Raw genomic sequence first — 18,401 nt, 5'->3', positions numbered from 1 at the left:
TGGTATATAGTAACGCAGAATAGCAAAACTGTCAAGAACAAAACGTTTCATAATAAAAGCCCGTTATTACGAGCTTAAGGTTTCTATATTGTTTAAAATTTCTTATAATTTCAAGAAAAGGTTCTTTCACCCTGTTCTATAGCAGGGAATTTTAATTATTATTTCCGCAAAATCTTTTCCATCGCTTTCCCCTTTGCTAACTCATCGATCAGCTTATCCAAATAGCGAATTTCCTGCATAGTTGGTTCTTCAATGTCTTCCACTCGGACACCGCAGATCACCCCTTTGATCAAAGTTCGTGAAGGATTCAGTTGGGGAGCTTCCGCAAAGAAGGTCTCAAAGTCTTTCTGTTTTTCCAATTGCGCTTCTAACTCATCCTGGCTATACCCTGTCAACCAACGGATGATTTCATCGACTTCTGATTTCGTATGTCCTTTTTTCTCCACCTTCGTAACATAATGGGGATAGACACTTGCGACACTCATTGTATAGATCTTATGTTTGGCCATGATACATCTTTCCTTTCTGTAAGTTCAGTTATGAATCGCCTGATTATATATTATACAGTAGTTTTTGTTCCGCAAAGCCTACTCGTAGGTTTAAGCAAATTGATTTCATCGATTCATTTCAATATTGCTTCCTGTATTCAATGTAAGTACCTTTTTACCCTAACCCTTGCAAAAAACCATCATGGACTGCTGCAATTCCAGCTGTAGCCGCCCCTTTTATCAATAATGGTGTTCTTTTGCCATCCAGTGTAACGGCCTTTATTATACTCTCTTCTTCAACTAGTACAAAACCATCCACCATTTTTAACACAAGCTCTAAATTGATTGGATTAATTCCTCCGTAAAGACTTTCCGCATTGGAATCCTTGTGTTATCCCTTCGCGAGGGGGGACAATACGATATATTTTATGTTAAACCTATCGAGTATTTTGGTCATTGCTTTGCTATGATGAACACGAAAGGAGGGATATATTGCTAAAAGAGCTAAACGTGGTGATGGACTATATTGAAGATCATTTAACCGAAGAACTACCGCTTGAAAACATTTCTGCCTATGCCGGGGTTTCCGACTATCATTTCAGACAGATATTTTTTTATCTTTCCGGGTGGACGTTGAGTGAATATATTAAAAACAGAAAACTGGCGGAAGCAAACAAGGATTTATTGAAGGAGGAGAGAGTAACGGATGTCGCTTTTAAATACGGCTACCAGTCCGTAGACGGCTTTACAAGAGCATTTAAAAAATGGAGCGGGTTTTTACCCTCGGAGGTTATAAAAAAAGGGGTGAGCCAGTCGTTTCCGAAGCTTTCCTTTGTCATAACAGTTAAAGGAGGAATTACGATGGAATATAGAATCGAAGAAAAACCTGCGTTTTATCTAGCCGGGGTCAGCAAACGGGTGCCAATGCAGTTCGAAGGGGTGAATAACGAGATTGTAAAGCTGGCGGAAAGCATAACGGACGAACAAAAAGAAGAAATGCATTCCCTGCAGAATATGGAGCCTTTTGAAATAGTGAATGCTTCCTATCAGGCAGACGCTGGATTCTTAAAAGAAGAAGGAGAGTTAACCCACTTAATCGGTGTACCAACCACGAACCATCAAGTCAGCGAGCTGTTGGAAAAAGTACGTGTGGAAGCCTGTACATGGGCCGTCTTTCCAAATGAAGGCCCGTTTCCGTCCACCCTGCAGGAAACCTATGCAAAAACTTATTCCGAATGGCTGCCTGCTTCTGATTATGAAGTAATCAACACCCCCGCTTTTTCTTTCACGAACATGGATCCGGATAAAAAGGATTACGCTTACAGTGAAGTATGGCTTCCTGTTCGAAAGAAATAAATTAGTGCCATTTTACTGAGGGTAAGTTAAAGGCACCGAACCGATAAGCTGCGAAGAGCAGCGCACATAAGTCTGCGCTGCTCTTTTTGATGTATTGAGCCAACTACATTAAGTATGCTGTTTCTTCACCATCCCATTACATCTTCCATCTTTTCTGTTATCCCGGCCGTTTGCGAAATGATAGGGAGATTATTAAAAAAAATCAGAAAGGAAATTTCTCTTCCCATCAATCTGCTTGTTAGTGCTGAAACTCCTTCATTAGCGGAATTATCGAATATTGGAATTGAAAGACTGAGTTGCGGGTCGGCACCATTCAGAGCCAGCGTATCGTTGTTGCAGAGTATCAATGAAGAGATCATCAACAATCAAACCTTTCATCAGATAACGGATGGTTCTTTCCTATAATAGGATTATGGAACTCATGAAATAACATCATTGTGTTATTCCGCTTATTTTCAAAAATCAGGAAAGGCGCCTTCTCCTACCAGATAGGCGCCCGCTAATAACCACTGGGTACCTGATGTTCGCTCCGCTTTCTATATAATATGGGGCTTCTTTTTTAGAGAATCATAGAGCTTGCTCCTGATACATTTAACTTCGGCTGCCTCACCCGAACAATCCATTAACAACAACGAGCATGATCAGCGATACAAACCAGGCAATGGTAGTCGGCACCGACCAGACCAAGAGCTGCTCCTTCACGTTTTTAATTCCGAGCATCCGGTTGACGACCCAGAACAAACTGTCATTGAAGTAGGAAAATACGGTGGAACCAAGCGTTGCAGCAATCGCAGCAAAGACCATATTCACATCCATCCCGGCGATGATCGGTGCTGAAATGGAGGCCCCTGTGATCATAGCAACGGTTCCGCTTCCCTGAATCAGCCGGACAAAGGTGGCGACAAAAAACGGTATTAAAATCGGGGGAAGCGGCGTGGCAGCAATTTGTTCGCCGATAAAATCGCCGCTCCCGCTTTCCCGTAAAACCTCTCCAAGAGCTCCGCCGGCACCGGTTACTAAAAGAATAATACCAGCGGTCTGCATGCCTTCTTCCATCCGTTCCATCGCATCGGACTGCCTCACCTTATGAAACAGCCCGTAAATCGCGACGATCAACCCAATCGCCACAGCAATAACCGGAGAGCCGAAAAACGCTGCATAGTCCGCGAAAACGCCTTCCATCCCCAGCCCATCGATAGTGGTATTCAAAAAAATTAGGATAACAGGAAGAATAATCGGAGCCACAGAAATGACAAATCCGGGCAGGTCTTTTGATTCCTGCATTTCGTAATATTCTTCCAGGGTTGCCGGCTGATCAGGCCGGACGTAATCCAGTCCGTCTTTGGCTGGTACTTGATATATTTTTTTCCCTATCCACTTTGCGTAAAAAACACCGGAGATAACGATAGGAATGCCAAAGAGCAGCCCCCATAACAGCATGAGACCTACATCGATTTCAAAAATGCCGGCAACCCCTAACGGTCCCGGAGTCGGAGGAACGACGTGGTGCGTTGCTGTCAACCCAACGCCTAGAGCTACTCCCAGACTGACTACGGATTTGCCGGTTTTCGATGACAGCGCTTTCACAAGCGGCATTAATATAACAAATGCAGAATCCACAAAGATGGGAATAGAAACGACATACCCTGCGATAGCCATGGCCCATTCTTCTTTCTTTTTTCCAAGCCATTTGATAAAAGTGTAAGCCATCCGTTCGGCGGCGCCTGACACTTCCAGTACTCTTCCCATCATGACTCCGAGTCCGATAACGATACCAATCGTGCTCAATGTGTCCCCAAAACCAAAGGTAATCGCACCGATGACATCAGGAGGTGCCATCCCGCCAACAATCCCCGTAATGGAAGCAGCAATCAACAAAGCTACAAAAGCATGGATTTTCGTCTTTAACACAAGCGCAATCAAAACAAAAATACCAAGGATCAGGCCAATAATCATTTGCGCTCCGGAAACCTCCATCGTTTTCACCTCTCCTTTTCATGAATAGATTTTATTTAGGAAATCAAAAGCTGATGGTTTCCTTTTTCATCAGCTTTTGATCCATCCTCTCCATCAGGTGGCCGCACCTGTAAAATGCGGGGCATATTTCGCGGCCAGTTTTATGCATTCTTCCATACTGACAGAGCTTGCTATCCCTTTGCCGGCAATATCAAAGGCTGTTCCATGATCCACCGATGTCCGCAGAAACGGGAGATCATTGGTAACAGAAATTGTTCTTTCAAAATCCGTCATTTTCGCGGCTATATGTCCTTGATCGTGATACAGCGAGAGAACGGCATCGTACTTACCCTGCAGGGCTTGATAAAAGACAGAATCCGCAGGCACCGGCCCTTCTACGTCCAATCCATCCTGTTTGGCTTTTTCAATTCCTGGTGTAATTTCGTCCACCTCTTCTGTGCCGAACAATCCATTCTCTCCACTGTGGGGATTCAACCCGGCCACTGCCATTTTTCTGTTTTCTACGCCAATTCTTTGCAGGGCGTTGTTGCATCTTTTTAGATAATCATATACACGTTCCGCCGTCATTTGATCGATCGCATCTTTAAGAGATAAATGGCGGGTCAGAAAAAATATTCTTAAATTGCGTACTTCAAACATCGTCAACGGATCCTTTGTGTCTGTCATATCAGCAAGTATTTCAGTGTGGCCGATATGAGGAACCTCAGCCGCCCGAAGCGATTCTTTATTAATGGGGGTGGTAGCAATGACATTCGCTTTTTTATCTCTGGCAAGCTCGACGGCTTTCTTTATATATTCATAAGCCGCCCATCCGCATTGGGCCTGCACTTCTCCGTATTCCCAGGAAGGAGTGTCCACGTTGTTCAGGTTGATGACATCGATCTGTCCAAACTGATAATCTGCTTCTGCTGGATCCGTGATTTCGTTCAGCTTCAGGTTTACCCCCGTGACATCAACGGCTTTTTCCAAAATGTCTGTCTGCCCAATAACAAATGGTTTTCCTGCCTCATACACCTCCTGCTGACTCAGTGCTTTCACTGTTATTTCCGGTCCTATGCCGGCCGGATCCCCCATTGGTACAGCAATTACCGCTTTCTCTAGCATTCTTATTTCCTCCTTGTTTCGCTAATGTCGTCTGTAAAAATTTCAACGATTCATACATGGCAGTTTCCTCTCCTACCATGCCACCCTTTGTAATGATAGGAAGACCGTGAAAGTACCCTCCTGTCAGCTGGCCGTAGGCGGTAAGGGGAAGGACTTCATCTATCAGCTCAATTCCGTTTGCACGAGCAAATGCACAGATAGAAGCCGTGACGTCGCCGCCGCTGGAAAAGCAGGCTGTTTTAGGTAAATCATTTTCCTGCATCACCTTCCTGAAAATGTTACCTAACCCATCTGCTATTCTTTTGGCGAGGGCATCTTCACTGTATCCTTCCTTCTGTGACTGTTTTTTGAGATCAATCAATCCGAACCCTGGCTTGTGGGTTGTGATGATCAAGATTTCACTGGTGAGCAGCTGCTTTTTTGCTTTCGCAGCTGTGTGATCGACTTCTTCTACCCACGTACCCGTATAGCTGGCAAGCTTTTCTGCATCTACGTATATCACGTCTGCTTCCATTTTTTTCATCACGTACTCCAGCTGTCCCCCTGTCAATGCGGTGGCACTGCCTACTAATGCCAAAACCGGGGCTTGAATTGCGAATGTTTTTTGAGCGAAACGTTGTTTCACGTATTCTGCTGTCAGCGGCCCCGGGTCGACGGGAAATAAAAAGGGGGTATCGATACTGCTCATTGCCCTGGCAATCGTCTCCAGGTCCTTGTTCGAAACCGCATCACAGCATATGATGCGGGACCCGTTTTGTATCTTGGTTCTCAGCATCTCCGCAACATGTGCAGACGAGCTTAAAATATCCTGCAAAGGTATAGAATCGACCTTATAGCTGCTTTGATTTTCAAGAATACCTGGGACCCAGGATTGGGTGATTGGTTTCACCGGATCCCTGGCGGCATCTGTACTTTCCAGGGCCTCGTTTTCGACCAGCATGTAACCCCCGGACACAATCCTTGAAGAATCAGGAAAGGAAGGAGCCAGTACCGCCACAGCACCGTCTTTCACCTCCAGAATAGTATCTATTTCCGTCCCGACATTACCACGCAGGGTGCTGTCTATTCTTTTGGATAGTACCGCTGCTCCCCAATTATCAAGCTCACCAATAGCGGATTGCACTCTATGCTTCGCTATGGTTTCATCCATATATCTGCTGTCTGTATCCATCACGATCGCATCATACGGCTCTTCTTCAGGAAAAGCAGCGCTGTGCAGGACAGTCATCGCGCGAAAGCCTTGTTTTGACAAGCGAACGCCAGAAGCATTGGCCCCCGTTAAATCATCTGCGATAATACCGATCTTCATCCGCGATCTCCCCTTTGCTTTCAGCTAGAAGCACATTGTCATGATACGAATCGATGAGCCCGGTCATTTGTAATCCATCATCTGTAATGATGCCATCTAATTTTTTCAAGCTGCTGACATGAACAAAGGATGTGTGACCGAATTTGCTGGAATCTGCCAGCATCCACGTTTCTGCGGCGGCCTTCATCATGAGCTGTTTTATCCGGGCTTTTTCTAAGGTCGGAGCCGTTACCCCTGCTTTTGTGTCCACGGAATGGGCGCCAAGGAAGAATTGATCGACATAGAGGGACGATATCAGATCCTGCGTATAAGCACCGAACATGGCGCCAACGTCCCTCTGCAGTTCTCCGCCTGCCACGATGACCTCAACAGGACTGTATAGTAATTCCGCCGCAATAAGAATATCGTTGGTAATAATTCTGAGACTTTCTCTTTCCCTTAAACATTTCGCCAGCTCCAGCGTCGTTGTGCCGGAATCCAGAATCAGGGTGGAGTGATCATGAACCCGTTCCGCTGCTTTGACGGCAATGGCTTTTTTCGCTTCTTTATTGGCGCTCTCTTTTTGAACGTAGGGAGTTTCTCCCTTTTCACGTTCCGCGGGAACAGCCCCGCCATGGGTTCGAATAATCTCGCCATCCTGCTCCAATTGAGCCAGATCACGGCGGATGGTCATCGTGGAAACATTGAAAAAAACTGTCAGCTTCTCTAGATCCACCCTTTTTTTCTGTTTGACCATCTCTATAATCTGTTCTCTTCGTTCCTCTACATTCACGATTCTTCTCCCTTTTTTGTTTGTTTTTATCATTTTATATTTATATTATGTTTGTTTTAAACAAATATGTCAATTATATATGTTTAATACAAACATTTAAAATGGAACAGATGACTAGTAAACGCGGTGTAAAAACATAAAAAACCGCCTGTCGTGCATAGGCGGTTTTATAGGAATATTGAAGTTATAGAACCCTAAAAAAGTATATATTTTGGGTTTCCGTTATAAAAAGTGGACTACTCCTCGTTGTTATGTTTCATGATATTTTTGACCTCTTCTACGACATACTGCGATCCAGCAATAGTACAAAAGATAACTGTAAAAATGAGGGTGACAATTAACGCATGAGTCTGTAAATGATAGGAAGCTTCAACTGAACTATAACCTAAATGAGACATAATCGGAGATACGATAAATATTGTTCCAAAAAATAAAATAATCGTAGCTAAAACAGCCCAGCCCAAAGCCTTCATGATTTTCAACTCCTTTCTGTTTTTAAATGGATTTTCTTTTCAGGCAGTTTAAGACTTTTCATCATATGTAAAGTTCAGGCGGCTAAAGGCACGACGCCTTATACCGCCTGAAGCAACTATTCCATTTAATAAAAGCATCGGTCGAAACATCGGATGGCATCCTGCACACAGCATTCCAAACAGTAGTCGTCGCAGGATCTGCATTTTATAAGACACCTGTTTAATTTTTCGCTGCATTCTATGAGGCATTCACGCCTGGTTTCACAATCGCAGTCATGAGATCTTTTTAATTTTCTTATACTGTCCTCGCATCCGCATCGGGATCTACGCCTGTGGTGATGGCTGTGGTGTTCTCTCACTTTCAGTCCCCCCTTTCTCTAACAGAATATGCTAGAGAAAAGGGAGTGCTTGTATTCTTTCATCATGATATCTAAATCTATTAAGCGGACGCTGCTGGTTACTAAATACAATTCCCTGTCCTGTCAGTTCCATTATAAAATGTTTACTTGGAGCAGAAGAGGGAGATTACTTTTATTCATACGGTCTATTCATCAAAACAATTCTCCAGCCGTCTGGATCTTCTATTGTCTTTCCTTGTTCTTTCCAATAGCTGTTTTCAGGTGCTGTTTCTTTATACCCCATGTTGTTTAACCGATCGGAGACTTGATGAAGTTCATTTTCATTTGGTATGTAAAATACTAAGAGATTATCTTTCGTTGGCGCAGGGCAGGGACTTCCATCTGTATGGCGGGTGAATTCCAAGTGATAGTCAACCCCGGGCAGCCCGAATATCACTCCTGCATACTCCTTACTCTTAAATTCCTCGATTTTGCTGAGACCTAATCCTCTCTCATAAAAATCGATGACCTCTTCTAATTTATCCGTCGGCCTGGCGATTCTGACTTGATGAGCTGTAAAACTATTGAAATTCATTTACATCCACCTTACTTTCATATTCTTGTACAGCTGGTTGTTTCTATTCTTTTTCCCCGCGGAAGGCCTTCGGATGGTTAAAAAGATAATGATCGAGCAGCGCATACAACATTCCTGCCGCTCCAAAAAAGAGGACAGCGCTGGTGCTGTTCAGGGCATACTGCTGCCAATAAGTTTCGTAGGCACTATTAAAATACCAGAGACCGCTCAGACCGCTGATCAATGTGTAAATGAAGACCCGCGCTGTGAGCCGATTTGCGGTTTCACTTATTAAAAGGGACAGCGGCAGAAAGGTAATAGGATAAACGAGAACCGCCGCAAACCAGATCATAAGAAGAAAACCTGTGCCGATATTTCGAAAGCCAAAATAGGCTGTTATTGTAATCTTGCTTCCCTCCACCAGCTCTACTCCGAAACCAGCAGCGGTACACAGCAGGGCAAAGGGAATCCACATGATAAGCCCGTGCCGCAGATTCCTCAACATAAGTACTCCTTCCATTTTTGGAATTTATCTTCCGCTATCTTCAAAATGGGATAATTTCTTCTTCTATTCTGTTATTTGTGTCATCCGCCCTTTTGGAGCAGGAGTAGTATTGATATTTCCGCATCCGAATAATAACAGCATTAGCCTGATCAGTAGAACTGTCCATTGCTGCAAGGCCGTAAGATCAAGGCCTCCTATTGCAACAACCGATACCGCTTTTTTCCATCTTATCACAAGAATTCATTCTATTTCGTGTTAAAATATAAACATTGATAAATATAGAGGAGCACATAGTGTGATTGCAGAAATGTATAAGCGACGGGAAAATTTGGGGTATGTCTTTTTAGGGTTCATGATATTGGTTTTCGCAGGGTGGCCGTTGTTTCAGCCACCCGAGACAACAGGAGAATGGCTGGAAATGCTGGTGTTTCTGTTACCACTTGGGTTGATTTTCTCCATCATTTTCACAAGCCGTTCTCATTACAACAAAGTAAAGGGGTTGGACATTCCCAATTCGAAGCAGCTGCTGCCCGACTTAAATCATGTAGTGATCAAAAAGGATGCGGGGCTTATCCCACGGCTTCTGCTTTTTGAGAAAGACGGGAAATTTATCGGAATGATGAAGCCGCTGCACGTTTCATGGTGGATGTTACCTTTTGGCATGTTTAACGAATCACTATTTCGCCTCTTTCCATTCACATACGGATTTATCTCTCATGATAGTACAACCCAATTCACTTTCCGAAAAACAGGGTGGTTGAAGCAGGTGACGTTAACGATTTTAGACCGCGAGAATAGAGAAATCGGTACATACATCCAAGAAGAACTGAAGGCGCTGTTTCGTATTACTGGGAGGTTGTTAGACGAAAAGCAAGAGGAGATTATGACCATACAAGCGTCGGGTTTTTCCGGAGATTTTAGATGGAAGATAAAGAAGGAAATCAATGGGCTTATTTTTATAACGGCAGGTTTCCTCACGAATACACCAGCCTTTTCAGAGGTACACATAATGATATTGTCGAGTTGTCGGATCAACTATCCTATCAGAATAAAATCCGGCTTCTTGCGGTGATTGGGTATTTGTTTACAGCCCGGGTGAACCAGTGAGACCATGCGGATATTGCCTGCAAATGCCCTGTTTTCGATCGTATTCGACATGAATTCGCTCGTAATTGAACGCATGAAAGGAGGAACATGATGAAGGTTTTAATTGTTGGCGGCGGTATTGCCGGTCTAACCCTGGCCGATTGTCTGCTTCGCTCGGGACACGCCGTGACCATCGTGGAAAAAGCATCGGAGCTTCGCACGGAAGGTTATATGATCGACTTTTTTGGACCCGGATATGAAGCCGCCGAAAAAATGGGGCTGCTGTATGAACTCGAGAAAATTCACTACCCAGTCGAATCGTTGAAGTTTTTGAGCCCGAATGGGAAAGAAAAATCATCCATTCCCTACCAGTCCCTGCGAAATATGCTGCAGAACAGGCACTACAACTTCATGCGCGGAGACTTGGAACGTCTTTTATACAATCGCATCAAAGAGCATGTGGATTTTCGCCTCGGAACCACGGTTCAATCCATTACCCAGAGTCCCGAACACGTGAATGCTACACTCTCTGACGGTTCATCCCTCCCCTGTGATCTGCTGGCAGGGGCCGACGGCATTCATTCCAAGGTACGTTCGTTAATCTTTGGAAACGATCCATCTCCTCTTCATTTCCTAGGTTACAACACCGCTGCCTTCATTTTGGAGGAGCAAAGAATAGAAAAGAAATATCGTCATTCCTTTAATATGTTGATACGTCCCAATCGGCAGGTTTCGGTCTATCCCATCAGTGAGGGAAGACTGGCCACTTTTTTCTTGTATAAATCCCCTCGATTGGAGAAACCGGTGACCAGAGAAGTCATTGCCCGGGAGCTGCGGTCCCATTATGGCGATCTGGGATGGATTATACCCGAGCTGCTCGATGCGGTCGAAACAGCGTCGGACCTGTACTTTGACGAGGTTTCCCAGGTTCAGATGCCTGAATGGAGGAGAGGGCGCGTGACTTTGATAGGAGACGCCTGCCAGGCGGTTTCGTTAATTGCCGGTCAGGGGGCTTCCATGGCCATGGCCGGAGCGTGGGTTCTTTCCCGCGAAATTGAAAAAGAACCGGATCTTTCCACTGCCCTCCAACATTATGAGCGACTGATGCGGCCTGCCATTGCTGACATTCAACAATCCGGCCGCCGATATGCAAAATGGTTTGCGCCGGAAAATCATATAACCCTTTGGATCCGGGAGATCGGCATGCGGCTGGCTCTCACTCCCCCTTTCAACCGGTTCGTTAATCTGAACAGAGCAAAGCTTCCTGAATAATAAAAATTTAAATGGTTAATCCGCCATCCACGCTTAAAACCGTTCCTGTCACAAATCTCGCTTCTTCGGAGGCCAGGAAAAAATAGGCGTTAGCTATGTCTTTAGGGTCTCCGATGTCATGTAATTCGGACTTTTCCTTCATCATGCTTACTACTTCCTGCGGCATGTCTTTCACCATGTCGGTTTTTACAAAGCCGGGGGCTACAGCGTTAACACGAATGTTGTAGCGCCCGAGTTCTTTCGCCCACGTCTTGGTCATCCCATTGATGCCGGATTTGGCAGCCACATAATTGGTCTGCCCAAAATTCCGTAAAGACTGACCACAGAAGAAGCATTTAATATCACGCCGCTTTTTTGCTCTTTCATCCTCGAAGCCGCAGCCTGGCTCATGAGAAAGACGCCTTTCAGGTTAACATCTATCACGTTATCCCACTGCGCTTCCTCCATTTTTAAAACTTGCGCATCCGCTGTGATCCCTGCGTTATTTATTAAGATATCCAGGGAGCCGAAGCGGTCTATGGTGAATTCAACCGCTTCCTCCACTAAGGATTTATCGGTGACATCGGCAGCAATTCCATCTATTTCTCCCTGGTACTCTTCTAAATCAGCGACGGCTCGTTGAACATCCTGTTGATCCAAATCAAGGATGACGACATTCGCGCCTTCTTTTTTTGTGTAAGGCGGATTCGCCGTTAGCTGAAAAACAATCCATAGAACCCTCTGATTTGTCGGATCAGCATATAGTAGAGTATAGCGGAATCAACTCGAAAAGGATAGTTCGTAAATTTTTCAAAGACCATAACACCTCCATGAATTCTTTATTTGAATCCAATCAATTTGAAATTATTAAAAGAACAATTTCGGAAGGCATTGCCATCAGTTTTATTAACGGCCTCCTATTACGAAATGAACCGCGTGTTTTAAATGGAAAAATTGTCCCTCTGCCTTTAAAAAATTTCGACGACCTGGAGATCTCCTACGGATGGCTTCGTATGAAAAACACCTACTTCTCCCCTGTCGCTAAAGAATTTTTGAAATATCTAAAAAAACAGATCGAGGTTGGCGATTATTAATCCCTTCCCATTACTCTTCATATGCAACTTTTTGGTTTCTTATCATTGACAGCAACCTAATGGTTGCATATACTTGATCTATGAACGAAAACAAAGATGCTGTATTCAAAGCACTCGCCGACTCAACCCGACGTCTTATGTTAGACGAACTATCTGAACGAAATGAGCTGACATTGTATGAACTATCAGCACGGCTCATAATGAAGCACGATCTTTCCATTTCGCGGCAGGCGATCGCTAAACATCTCGCTTCCTTAGAAAACGCAGGGCTTGTCCAATCAAAACGCATAGGAAAATACCGCGTGCTTGTATTTCACAACGAACCACTGCAAAACTTACTGAAAGGATGGATAGAATAATTTGGCAGGTATTAGACCAAGCGTCATAATTAAACAAGGGAGGCAAAGAAAAGATGAAAATCATTGTTACCAGTATATTCGTGCAAGATCAAGCCAAAGCTCTGGAATTTTATACAGAAAAGCTTGGTTTTGTAAAAAAGGAGGACGTCCACGCCGGTGGAGCCAGGTGGTTAACGGTTGTATCACCCGATGATCCAAATGGTACCGAGCTTTTACTTGAACCGAATGAACATCCTGCCGCCAAAGAGTATCAGGAGAGATTAACTGCCGATGGGATCCCGGCAACCATGTTCGGCGTGGACGATATTCATGAAGAGTACAAGCAATTACTGGCAAAAGGCATGGAATTTACGATGGAGCCGACCGAAATGGGCGAGGTCACCATCGCTGTCTTCGATGATACATGCGGCAACCTTATTCAGATTGTGCAGAAGTAATGTACCCGTGAAACCCTGGTCTATGTTTAGGCCAGGGTCTATTATTCAAAACTGAAAGGATTGACATATTATGTGTCCAGATATATTATAGACATTATAACTCCTTAATAGAGGTGAATGCTCTATGAAGTATTCAAAAGCCACCAACTATGCTCTTCATACTATGCTTTATCTCGCTGTAACCAGTCCAAAGCAGCGTGTTGGCGTGCAGCCGATGGCAGAAAAGCTTGAGGTTTCTCCTACGTATTTATCCAAAATCCTGACACAGCTCGTCAAAGCCGGGATGATTGAATCTTCCCCCGGAGCGGGCGGCGGATACAAGCTGCCTTCCAATTGGGAAGAGATTTCGTTTTTGGATATTATTCATGCGATTGAAGGACCCGTCTCTATGTTTGACGGCTGTTTGAACCATAACCCCGGCTGCCTGATTCAACGTGTCATGGACGATGCGGAGGGTAAAATGGAAGAAGAATTGAAGCAGCAGAAAATTTCTGATCTTGCGGAAAAAGCACCGTCCGTTCTTTAAGCCGGTGCTATTTTTCCCACGTATTATAGATATTAATAATCTATAAAATCTATTATATCTTTATTTCAAAGGAGGAGGACCATCGTGGAGGTATTTGACTGTGCCATTATCGGAGCCGGACCTGCGGGGTTGGAGGCCGGCTTGACATTAGGGAGAGCACGGAGAACCATCGCTTTATTTGATGACGGAAGGAACAGAAACCGTGTGACTCAGGAATCTCATGGATTTATCACTCGGGACGGCATCAAGCCGGCAGAGTTCAAAACTATTGCGCTCGAGGAATTGAGGAAGTATCCATCGATTCATTTCTATCAGAAAACAGTGACCCGCGTTGCGAAACAATCAGATGATGCCTTTTTCAAGCTTACGACATCGATAGGGGAAGAGCATCTCGCAGAACGAATTATTTTAGCCGCCGGGATACAGGAAGAATTCGCGCAGATTCCGGAAATAAGAACCTATTACGGAAAAAGCCTGTTCAGCTGTCCATATTGTGATGGATGGGAATTAAGAACCTCTACTTGTCATCGCAGAAAAGGAGGAGGCCGCGCACCATATGGGAAAACTGCTTTATAATTGGTCAGAAGATTTGGTTGTGGCCACCAACGGAAGGGAAATGTCCAAATCGCTCAAAAACGATTTGGAACGCAAAGGAATCATCGTCAAAACCGAACCGATAAAAAGTTTGGATGGAACAAATGGAAATCTCGAAAAAGTGATGTTTGCTTCCGGTGTTGAAATCCATAGAAAAGGTGGATTTATTGCCCCCTCGTTTTACTTGGCCGAACCTATTTGCCGAACATCTGGATTGTGATATCCACGAGAACGGGCGAATTATAACCGACGAGCTGGGGCGCGCCTCCCAAAGAAATATTTATGCCGCCGGGGAAGGTGCCCAATTAGCTCCTTCTTCCTTAATGATAAGTGCTGCCGAAGGAAATAAGGCGGCGGGAGCAGTAAACATGGACATTACCGATGAAAGATTTTAAAAACAATGGAAGGATGCCCAATGAATGAAGAAGTTACTTTCACTTCCGAAGCAGCTCATGCCTATGAGGAAAACACCCGAATCTCGCTTCCCAGCTATGATTCGTTGTTTTCCATGGTTCAATCCTATTTCCGCGCTCACCTGGGCGAAAACGAAGCTTCCCTGCTGGTGGCAGGCGCAGGCGGCGGCAACGAACTCGCCGCCTGGGGACCGTCCAATCCGCCATGGACCTTCACCGGCGTCGATCCTTCGGAAGACATGCTGAAAACCGCGGAGGAAAAAACGAGGCAGTTGGATATAGAAAACCGTGTCCGTCTCCTACAGGGGACGGTCGACGATGTGGCGCTGCAGAACCCGCCCTTTGATGCAGCAAGCTGCATCCTCGTGCTTCACTTTATTCAGGATGAACAAGAGAAACAAAACCTTCTCACCTCCATCAGGTGTCGTCTGAAACCAGAGGCTCCGTTCGTCCTCGTCAGCGCAAACGGCGATCCCGATAGTGCTGAGCTTCACAACAGATTAAACGTCTGGGAAAGCTTCTGGCTCGATGCCGGACATGAGGCAGAACACCTCGATGAAATGATCACGAAACTCAAGAAGCATGTTTCTTTCCGGACGGACGCGCAAATCGAACAGCTTTTAACGGAAGCCGGATTTACAAATAGCAGTAAATTTTATTCCACCGGGATTATGGCGGGATGGATGTGCCATGCAACGTAAGGTTTAACCGGCAGTAGAGTCGAGAATCATGTTCTGTTAAACTCACAATAGTACTACTTAATATTGGAGTGAACGTCATGTTAGTCGGTCAAATTGAAGAAATTGTTCGTCATCCGGTCAAGTCTTTTCGCGGGGAAAGTGTAGATCAAACGAAAATCATGGAGTATGGTTTATATGGAGACCGGAGCCATGCTTATTTAGATGACACAAAAAAAGGAAATTTCTTAACCATCACGCATTTCTCGGAAATGGTCCGATATAAGGCAGAATTTATTGGGGAAGAATCAATGGACGAATATCCTGAAGTCAATGTGACGACACCGGAGGGGAAGGTTGTCGATTGGAAAGACCCTGAACTAATAGAAGAAATCGAAAACAAATCGAACCGAAAAATCTCCACCATCGATTATTCACCTTCCCATGTGCCTATAGGTCCAATTGCAGTAGAACACATTCTCCTTGCAACCGATGCATCCTTAGATCAGTTGAAAGAACTATGGGGAAAAGAAGAAGTTGATTCGAGACGTTTTCGACCTAATTTATTTATTTCATTACAGGAGAAAGTTCCTTTTATTGAAGAAGAATGGATTGGCCGGCGTATTAAGATAGGAGCGGATGTAGAATTGGAATTCGTAGGTCATTGCAAACGGTGTATGATTATTACGGTGAATCCTGATAACGCCGAACGAGATTCGAGTTTACACAAAACGGTTATACAAGAAAGAAACAACAATTTCGGGGTGTATGCTTCTGTGATAAAAACTGGGGACATCCACGTTGGTGATGAAGTTCATATTCTGAATTGAATGGTATTCAATCCTCTCAGGCCTGATAACATTCTTCTCACAATAAAAAAGCAGCCATAAGTAGGGTTCCATCCTGCTGTGGCTGCTTCGTTCTTTATCATTCATGGCTCTTTTATTCCGGAATATAAGGCAGGTCCCCGTCTTTTGGAATGTTGATCACATGGGTATCGGTGTAGGCGAGCAGACCTTCTTTTCCGTATTCCCGCCCGATGCCGGACTGTTTTACGCCTCCGAATGGAAAGCGCACATCGAGCCCTTGCACGGCTGCGGTGTTGATCATGGTTGTGCCGGCCTGGATGCGTTCGGCTACTTTTACAGCATGGTCTTCTTTTCCCCATACCGAGCTTGTCAGGCCGTATATGCTGTTATTGGCCAGTTCGATGCCTTCTTCATCTCCGTCAAAAGGCAGGATCGGGACGGTCGGGCCAAACTGCTCCTCTTCCACGATCGGATCATCATCATCCACACCAAGTACCAGTGTTGGATGAAGATAATAACCTTCGTTAAACACGTCCTCATCCAAAATGGTTCCCAGCTTCACAACCTCGGCCCCTTTATTTTCCGCCTGATCTACCAGGCTTTGCACATGGTCAGCCTGGTTTTTATTGTTCACAGCACCGATGGTCACGTTTTCGTTAAACGGATCCCCGACTCTGATCCATTTATTGGCAGCCTCAATATACTTGTCCACAAACTGATCATAAATCGAGCGGTCCACATATATTCGTTTTGCAATCATGCAGATCTGTCCGGCGGTTAAGAAATTGGAAATAACCAGGCGCCGCATCGCTCTTTCGTCATTCACATCAAAGTCATTCAAAACAACAGCTGCGTCGTTTCCGCCCAGCTCCAGTGTCATTTTTTTAATCGTATCTGCCGCAGCCTTCATAATATGCTTAGCCGTTTCTGTGCCTCCGGTAAATGCAATTTTGGCAACTTTGGGGTGAGAGGTTAGCTCTTTTCCGACCTCCGCTTCCCCGTGCACGAGGTTCAGCACGCCGTCCGGCATTTCTTCTGCGATCATTTCCACGACTTTGCTTACAGCAAGCGGTGCCAGCGGGCTTGGCTTGAGTACCATCGTGTTACCAGCTAACAGGGCCGGTGCAATTTTTATTGTAGAAAGGGATAAGGGATAGTTCCATGGAGAAATAGCGGAAACGACCCCGATGCCATCCCGGGCGATGATGGTTTTCCCGTTTTCGTCTTCTTTCACTTCATTTTTAAGGACTTCCTTTGCGTTATCGCAGGCAAATTCCATCCACGCCAGGGAGACACCAATTTCTCCCTCTGAATCATACAGGGGTTTCCCGTGTTCTCTCGATAATAATTCTTTTATCTCCGGCGTGGCATCCTTTATCTTTTGTATTGCCTTTCTCATCCGCTCTATTCGTTCATCCATGGCCATGTTTGTCCATGCCGGGAAGGCGGCATGAGCCGCATCAATCGCGCGGATGGTGTCCTCCCGGGTGTTGAGCGGGAAAAAACCGGCGGTCTGGTCAGGATGGGCAGGGTTTTCGCGGGCCTCATGTTTTTCCGATGTTATTTTCTCTCCGTTAATGATGGCCTCCACGGTGATTTCCTTTTCATACATTGGATGTCTCCCCCTTTGTGTCTGTGTATTCCTTCCCTTTATCAAAGGGTAAACTCAGTTTATACCGAGCATCCATTTGTTTCAATTCATCCGCCTGACGGTAGAAAACCATGGAATGACAAATATGAATGCCTTTTTTAATATACCCTTCCCCTGCCATTGTATAACCCTTTGCATTCCAAATCCTGTAGTAGAACTGTCAAAAATTTTTCTTCATAATAATTCTGTTATTGTTCAGGACATAATTATTCTTTAGATAAAACCGCTCTGCCGGTCCATCTCTTGACGTAATCAAGTAAATGCCAGACACCTTTTCCAACCGAAGTTTTTCTTCCAAAGCGTCTGTCAGTACTGATCCGGCGCCTTGGCCCTGGGCGGGACGGGCAATGCAAAGTTCTGCAATATAAAACACTACACCCTGAGGCGTTTGCTTTTTGTTTCCCCCGATAAAACCAGCTGGGTTCTTTCCGTCATATAACGTTAAACCACAGAATTTTGGTGTCATGTACAAATCACGCAATCGTTCTTCCGCTATTTCGTAGGACCACTCTTCGTTCCATGGTTTTGCATTAAACACGTTGACATAAAGCTCGGTACAAGGAGCGATATCGGCACGCGTGAAACTCTTTATCGTATGGTTCATCGAA

The 18,401-nt window shown here is 44.9% G+C and carries 20 protein-coding genes and 2 pseudogenes; 11 read left to right on the top strand and 11 right to left on the bottom strand.

The genetic code is table 11. The features are described 5' to 3' along the window. Positions 1-158 precede the first annotated feature (158 nt). Positions 159-509, bottom strand: a complete 351-nt coding sequence (locus G475_RS0112485) for a DUF2200 domain-containing protein (protein WP_026701588.1) — start codon at positions 507-509, stop codon at positions 159-161. 471 nt (positions 510-980) lie between these two features. Between G475_RS0112485 and G475_RS0112475 the strand changes: the two genes are divergently transcribed. Together G475_RS0112475 and G475_RS27950 are read left to right on the top strand one after the other, a co-directional pair. Next, complete coding sequence (locus G475_RS0112475) at positions 981-1,844, top strand: AraC family transcriptional regulator (RefSeq protein WP_026701587.1); 864 nt, start codon at positions 981-983, stop codon at positions 1,842-1,844. Positions 1,845-1,958: 114 nt separating this feature from the next. Next, on the top strand, positions 1,959-2,249 hold the full coding sequence (locus tag G475_RS27950; RefSeq protein ID WP_324603216.1) for an isocitrate lyase/phosphoenolpyruvate mutase family protein: 291 nt from the start codon (positions 1,959-1,961) through the stop codon (positions 2,247-2,249). 201 nt (positions 2,250-2,450) lie between these two features. On the opposite strand, the gene G475_RS0112465 is transcribed toward G475_RS27950, so the two are convergent. The 7 genes from G475_RS0112465 to G475_RS26370 form a co-directional block, all read right to left on the bottom strand. Then, complete coding sequence (locus tag G475_RS0112465; RefSeq protein WP_026701586.1) at positions 2,451-3,821, bottom strand: GntP family permease; 1,371 nt, start codon at positions 3,819-3,821, stop codon at positions 2,451-2,453. 93 nt (positions 3,822-3,914) lie between these two features. Beyond that, positions 3,915-4,925, bottom strand: coding sequence for a 4-hydroxythreonine-4-phosphate dehydrogenase PdxA (gene pdxA, locus G475_RS0112460; protein WP_026701585.1), 1,011 nt, complete (start codon positions 4,923-4,925; stop codon positions 3,915-3,917). Continuing rightward, positions 4,828-6,234 (bottom strand): four-carbon acid sugar kinase family protein, encoded by a 1,407-nt coding sequence (locus tag G475_RS24960; protein ID WP_084414104.1) that lies wholly within the window; start codon positions 6,232-6,234, stop codon positions 4,828-4,830. The genes pdxA and G475_RS24960 overlap by 98 nt, the downstream gene beginning before the upstream one ends. Then, on the bottom strand, positions 6,209-7,006 hold the full coding sequence (locus G475_RS24955) for a DeoR/GlpR family DNA-binding transcription regulator (protein ID WP_035711088.1): 798 nt from the start codon (positions 7,004-7,006) through the stop codon (positions 6,209-6,211). Before G475_RS24955 ends, G475_RS24960 begins: the two co-directional genes overlap by 26 nt. A gap of 236 nt (positions 7,007-7,242) precedes the next feature. Beyond that, a complete protein-coding gene (locus G475_RS0112445; protein WP_026701584.1) occupies positions 7,243-7,479 on the bottom strand; it encodes a hypothetical protein in 237 nt (78 codons plus the stop codon). 531 nt (positions 7,480-8,010) lie between these two features. Continuing rightward, positions 8,011-8,412, bottom strand: a complete 402-nt coding sequence (locus tag G475_RS0112440; protein WP_026701583.1) for a VOC family protein — start codon at positions 8,410-8,412, stop codon at positions 8,011-8,013. Positions 8,413-8,455: 43 nt separating this feature from the next. Then, positions 8,456-8,896: a hypothetical protein gene (locus G475_RS26370; protein WP_156911683.1), complete on the bottom strand. Its 441-nt coding sequence runs from the start codon at positions 8,894-8,896 to the stop codon at positions 8,456-8,458. Between the two features lie 295 nt (positions 8,897-9,191). Here G475_RS26370 and G475_RS24945 point away from each other — a divergent pair, with 295 nt between their 5' ends. Together G475_RS24945 and G475_RS24940 are read left to right on the top strand one after the other, a co-directional pair. Then, on the top strand, positions 9,192-9,968 hold the full coding sequence (locus G475_RS24945; RefSeq protein WP_051302467.1) for a hypothetical protein: 777 nt from the start codon (positions 9,192-9,194) through the stop codon (positions 9,966-9,968). A 125-nt stretch (positions 9,969-10,093) separates the two neighbouring features. Further along, a complete protein-coding gene (locus tag G475_RS24940) occupies positions 10,094-11,254 on the top strand; it encodes an FAD-dependent oxidoreductase (protein WP_035711084.1) in 1,161 nt (386 codons plus the stop codon). 7 nt (positions 11,255-11,261) lie between these two features. On the opposite strand, the pseudogene G475_RS27545 reads toward G475_RS24940, so the two are convergent. Then, positions 11,262-11,893 (bottom strand): annotated as a pseudogene (locus G475_RS27545) (SDR family oxidoreductase). 32 nt (positions 11,894-11,925) lie between these two features. On the opposite strand from G475_RS27545, the gene G475_RS0112410 reads away from it, so the two are divergent. The 7 genes and pseudogenes from G475_RS0112410 to G475_RS0112380 all read left to right on the top strand — a co-directional run bounded on the left by G475_RS0112410 (position 11,926) and on the right by G475_RS0112380 (position 16,163). Then, positions 11,926-12,327: a LysR family transcriptional regulator substrate-binding protein gene (locus G475_RS0112410; protein WP_026701582.1), complete on the top strand. Its 402-nt coding sequence runs from the start codon at positions 11,926-11,928 to the stop codon at positions 12,325-12,327. 80 nt (positions 12,328-12,407) lie between these two features. Beyond that, positions 12,408-12,686 (top strand): ArsR/SmtB family transcription factor, encoded by a 279-nt coding sequence (locus G475_RS0112405; RefSeq protein ID WP_026701581.1) that lies wholly within the window; start codon positions 12,408-12,410, stop codon positions 12,684-12,686. Positions 12,687-12,739: 53 nt separating this feature from the next. Beyond that, positions 12,740-13,123, top strand: a complete 384-nt coding sequence (locus G475_RS0112400) for a VOC family protein (RefSeq protein WP_026701580.1) — start codon at positions 12,740-12,742, stop codon at positions 13,121-13,123. A gap of 124 nt (positions 13,124-13,247) precedes the next feature. After that, on the top strand, positions 13,248-13,649 hold the full coding sequence (locus G475_RS0112395; RefSeq protein ID WP_026701579.1) for an Rrf2 family transcriptional regulator: 402 nt from the start codon (positions 13,248-13,250) through the stop codon (positions 13,647-13,649). An 84-nt stretch (positions 13,650-13,733) separates the two neighbouring features. Next, positions 13,734-14,638, top strand: a pseudogene (locus G475_RS24930) (NAD(P)/FAD-dependent oxidoreductase). A 20-nt stretch (positions 14,639-14,658) separates the two neighbouring features. Then, positions 14,659-15,357: a class I SAM-dependent methyltransferase gene (locus tag G475_RS0112385; RefSeq protein ID WP_026701578.1), complete on the top strand. Its 699-nt coding sequence runs from the start codon at positions 14,659-14,661 to the stop codon at positions 15,355-15,357. A gap of 77 nt (positions 15,358-15,434) precedes the next feature. After that, positions 15,435-16,163 carry an MOSC domain-containing protein gene (locus tag G475_RS0112380; protein ID WP_026701577.1) on the top strand — a complete coding sequence of 243 codons (729 nt, stop codon included), beginning with the start codon at positions 15,435-15,437 and terminating at the stop codon, positions 16,161-16,163. Positions 16,164-16,275: 112 nt separating this feature from the next. Here the strand turns inward: G475_RS0112380 and G475_RS0112375 are convergent, their stop codons facing one another. Both G475_RS0112375 and G475_RS0112365 read right to left on the bottom strand, forming a co-directional pair. Further along, positions 16,276-17,754, bottom strand: a complete 1,479-nt coding sequence (locus G475_RS0112375; RefSeq protein WP_026701576.1) for an aldehyde dehydrogenase family protein — start codon at positions 17,752-17,754, stop codon at positions 16,276-16,278. A 199-nt stretch (positions 17,755-17,953) separates the two neighbouring features. Beyond that, positions 17,954-18,397 (bottom strand): GNAT family N-acetyltransferase, encoded by a 444-nt coding sequence (locus G475_RS0112365; protein ID WP_026701575.1) that lies wholly within the window; start codon positions 18,395-18,397, stop codon positions 17,954-17,956. Between the last annotated feature and the right edge of the window lie 4 nt (positions 18,398-18,401).

Source organism: Salibacterium aidingense DSM 18341 (assembly GCF_000429685.1).
Classification (GTDB): domain Bacteria; phylum Bacillota; class Bacilli; order Bacillales; family Marinococcaceae; genus Salibacterium; species Salibacterium aidingense.
This window is presented reverse-complemented; position numbering and strand designations above follow the sequence as displayed.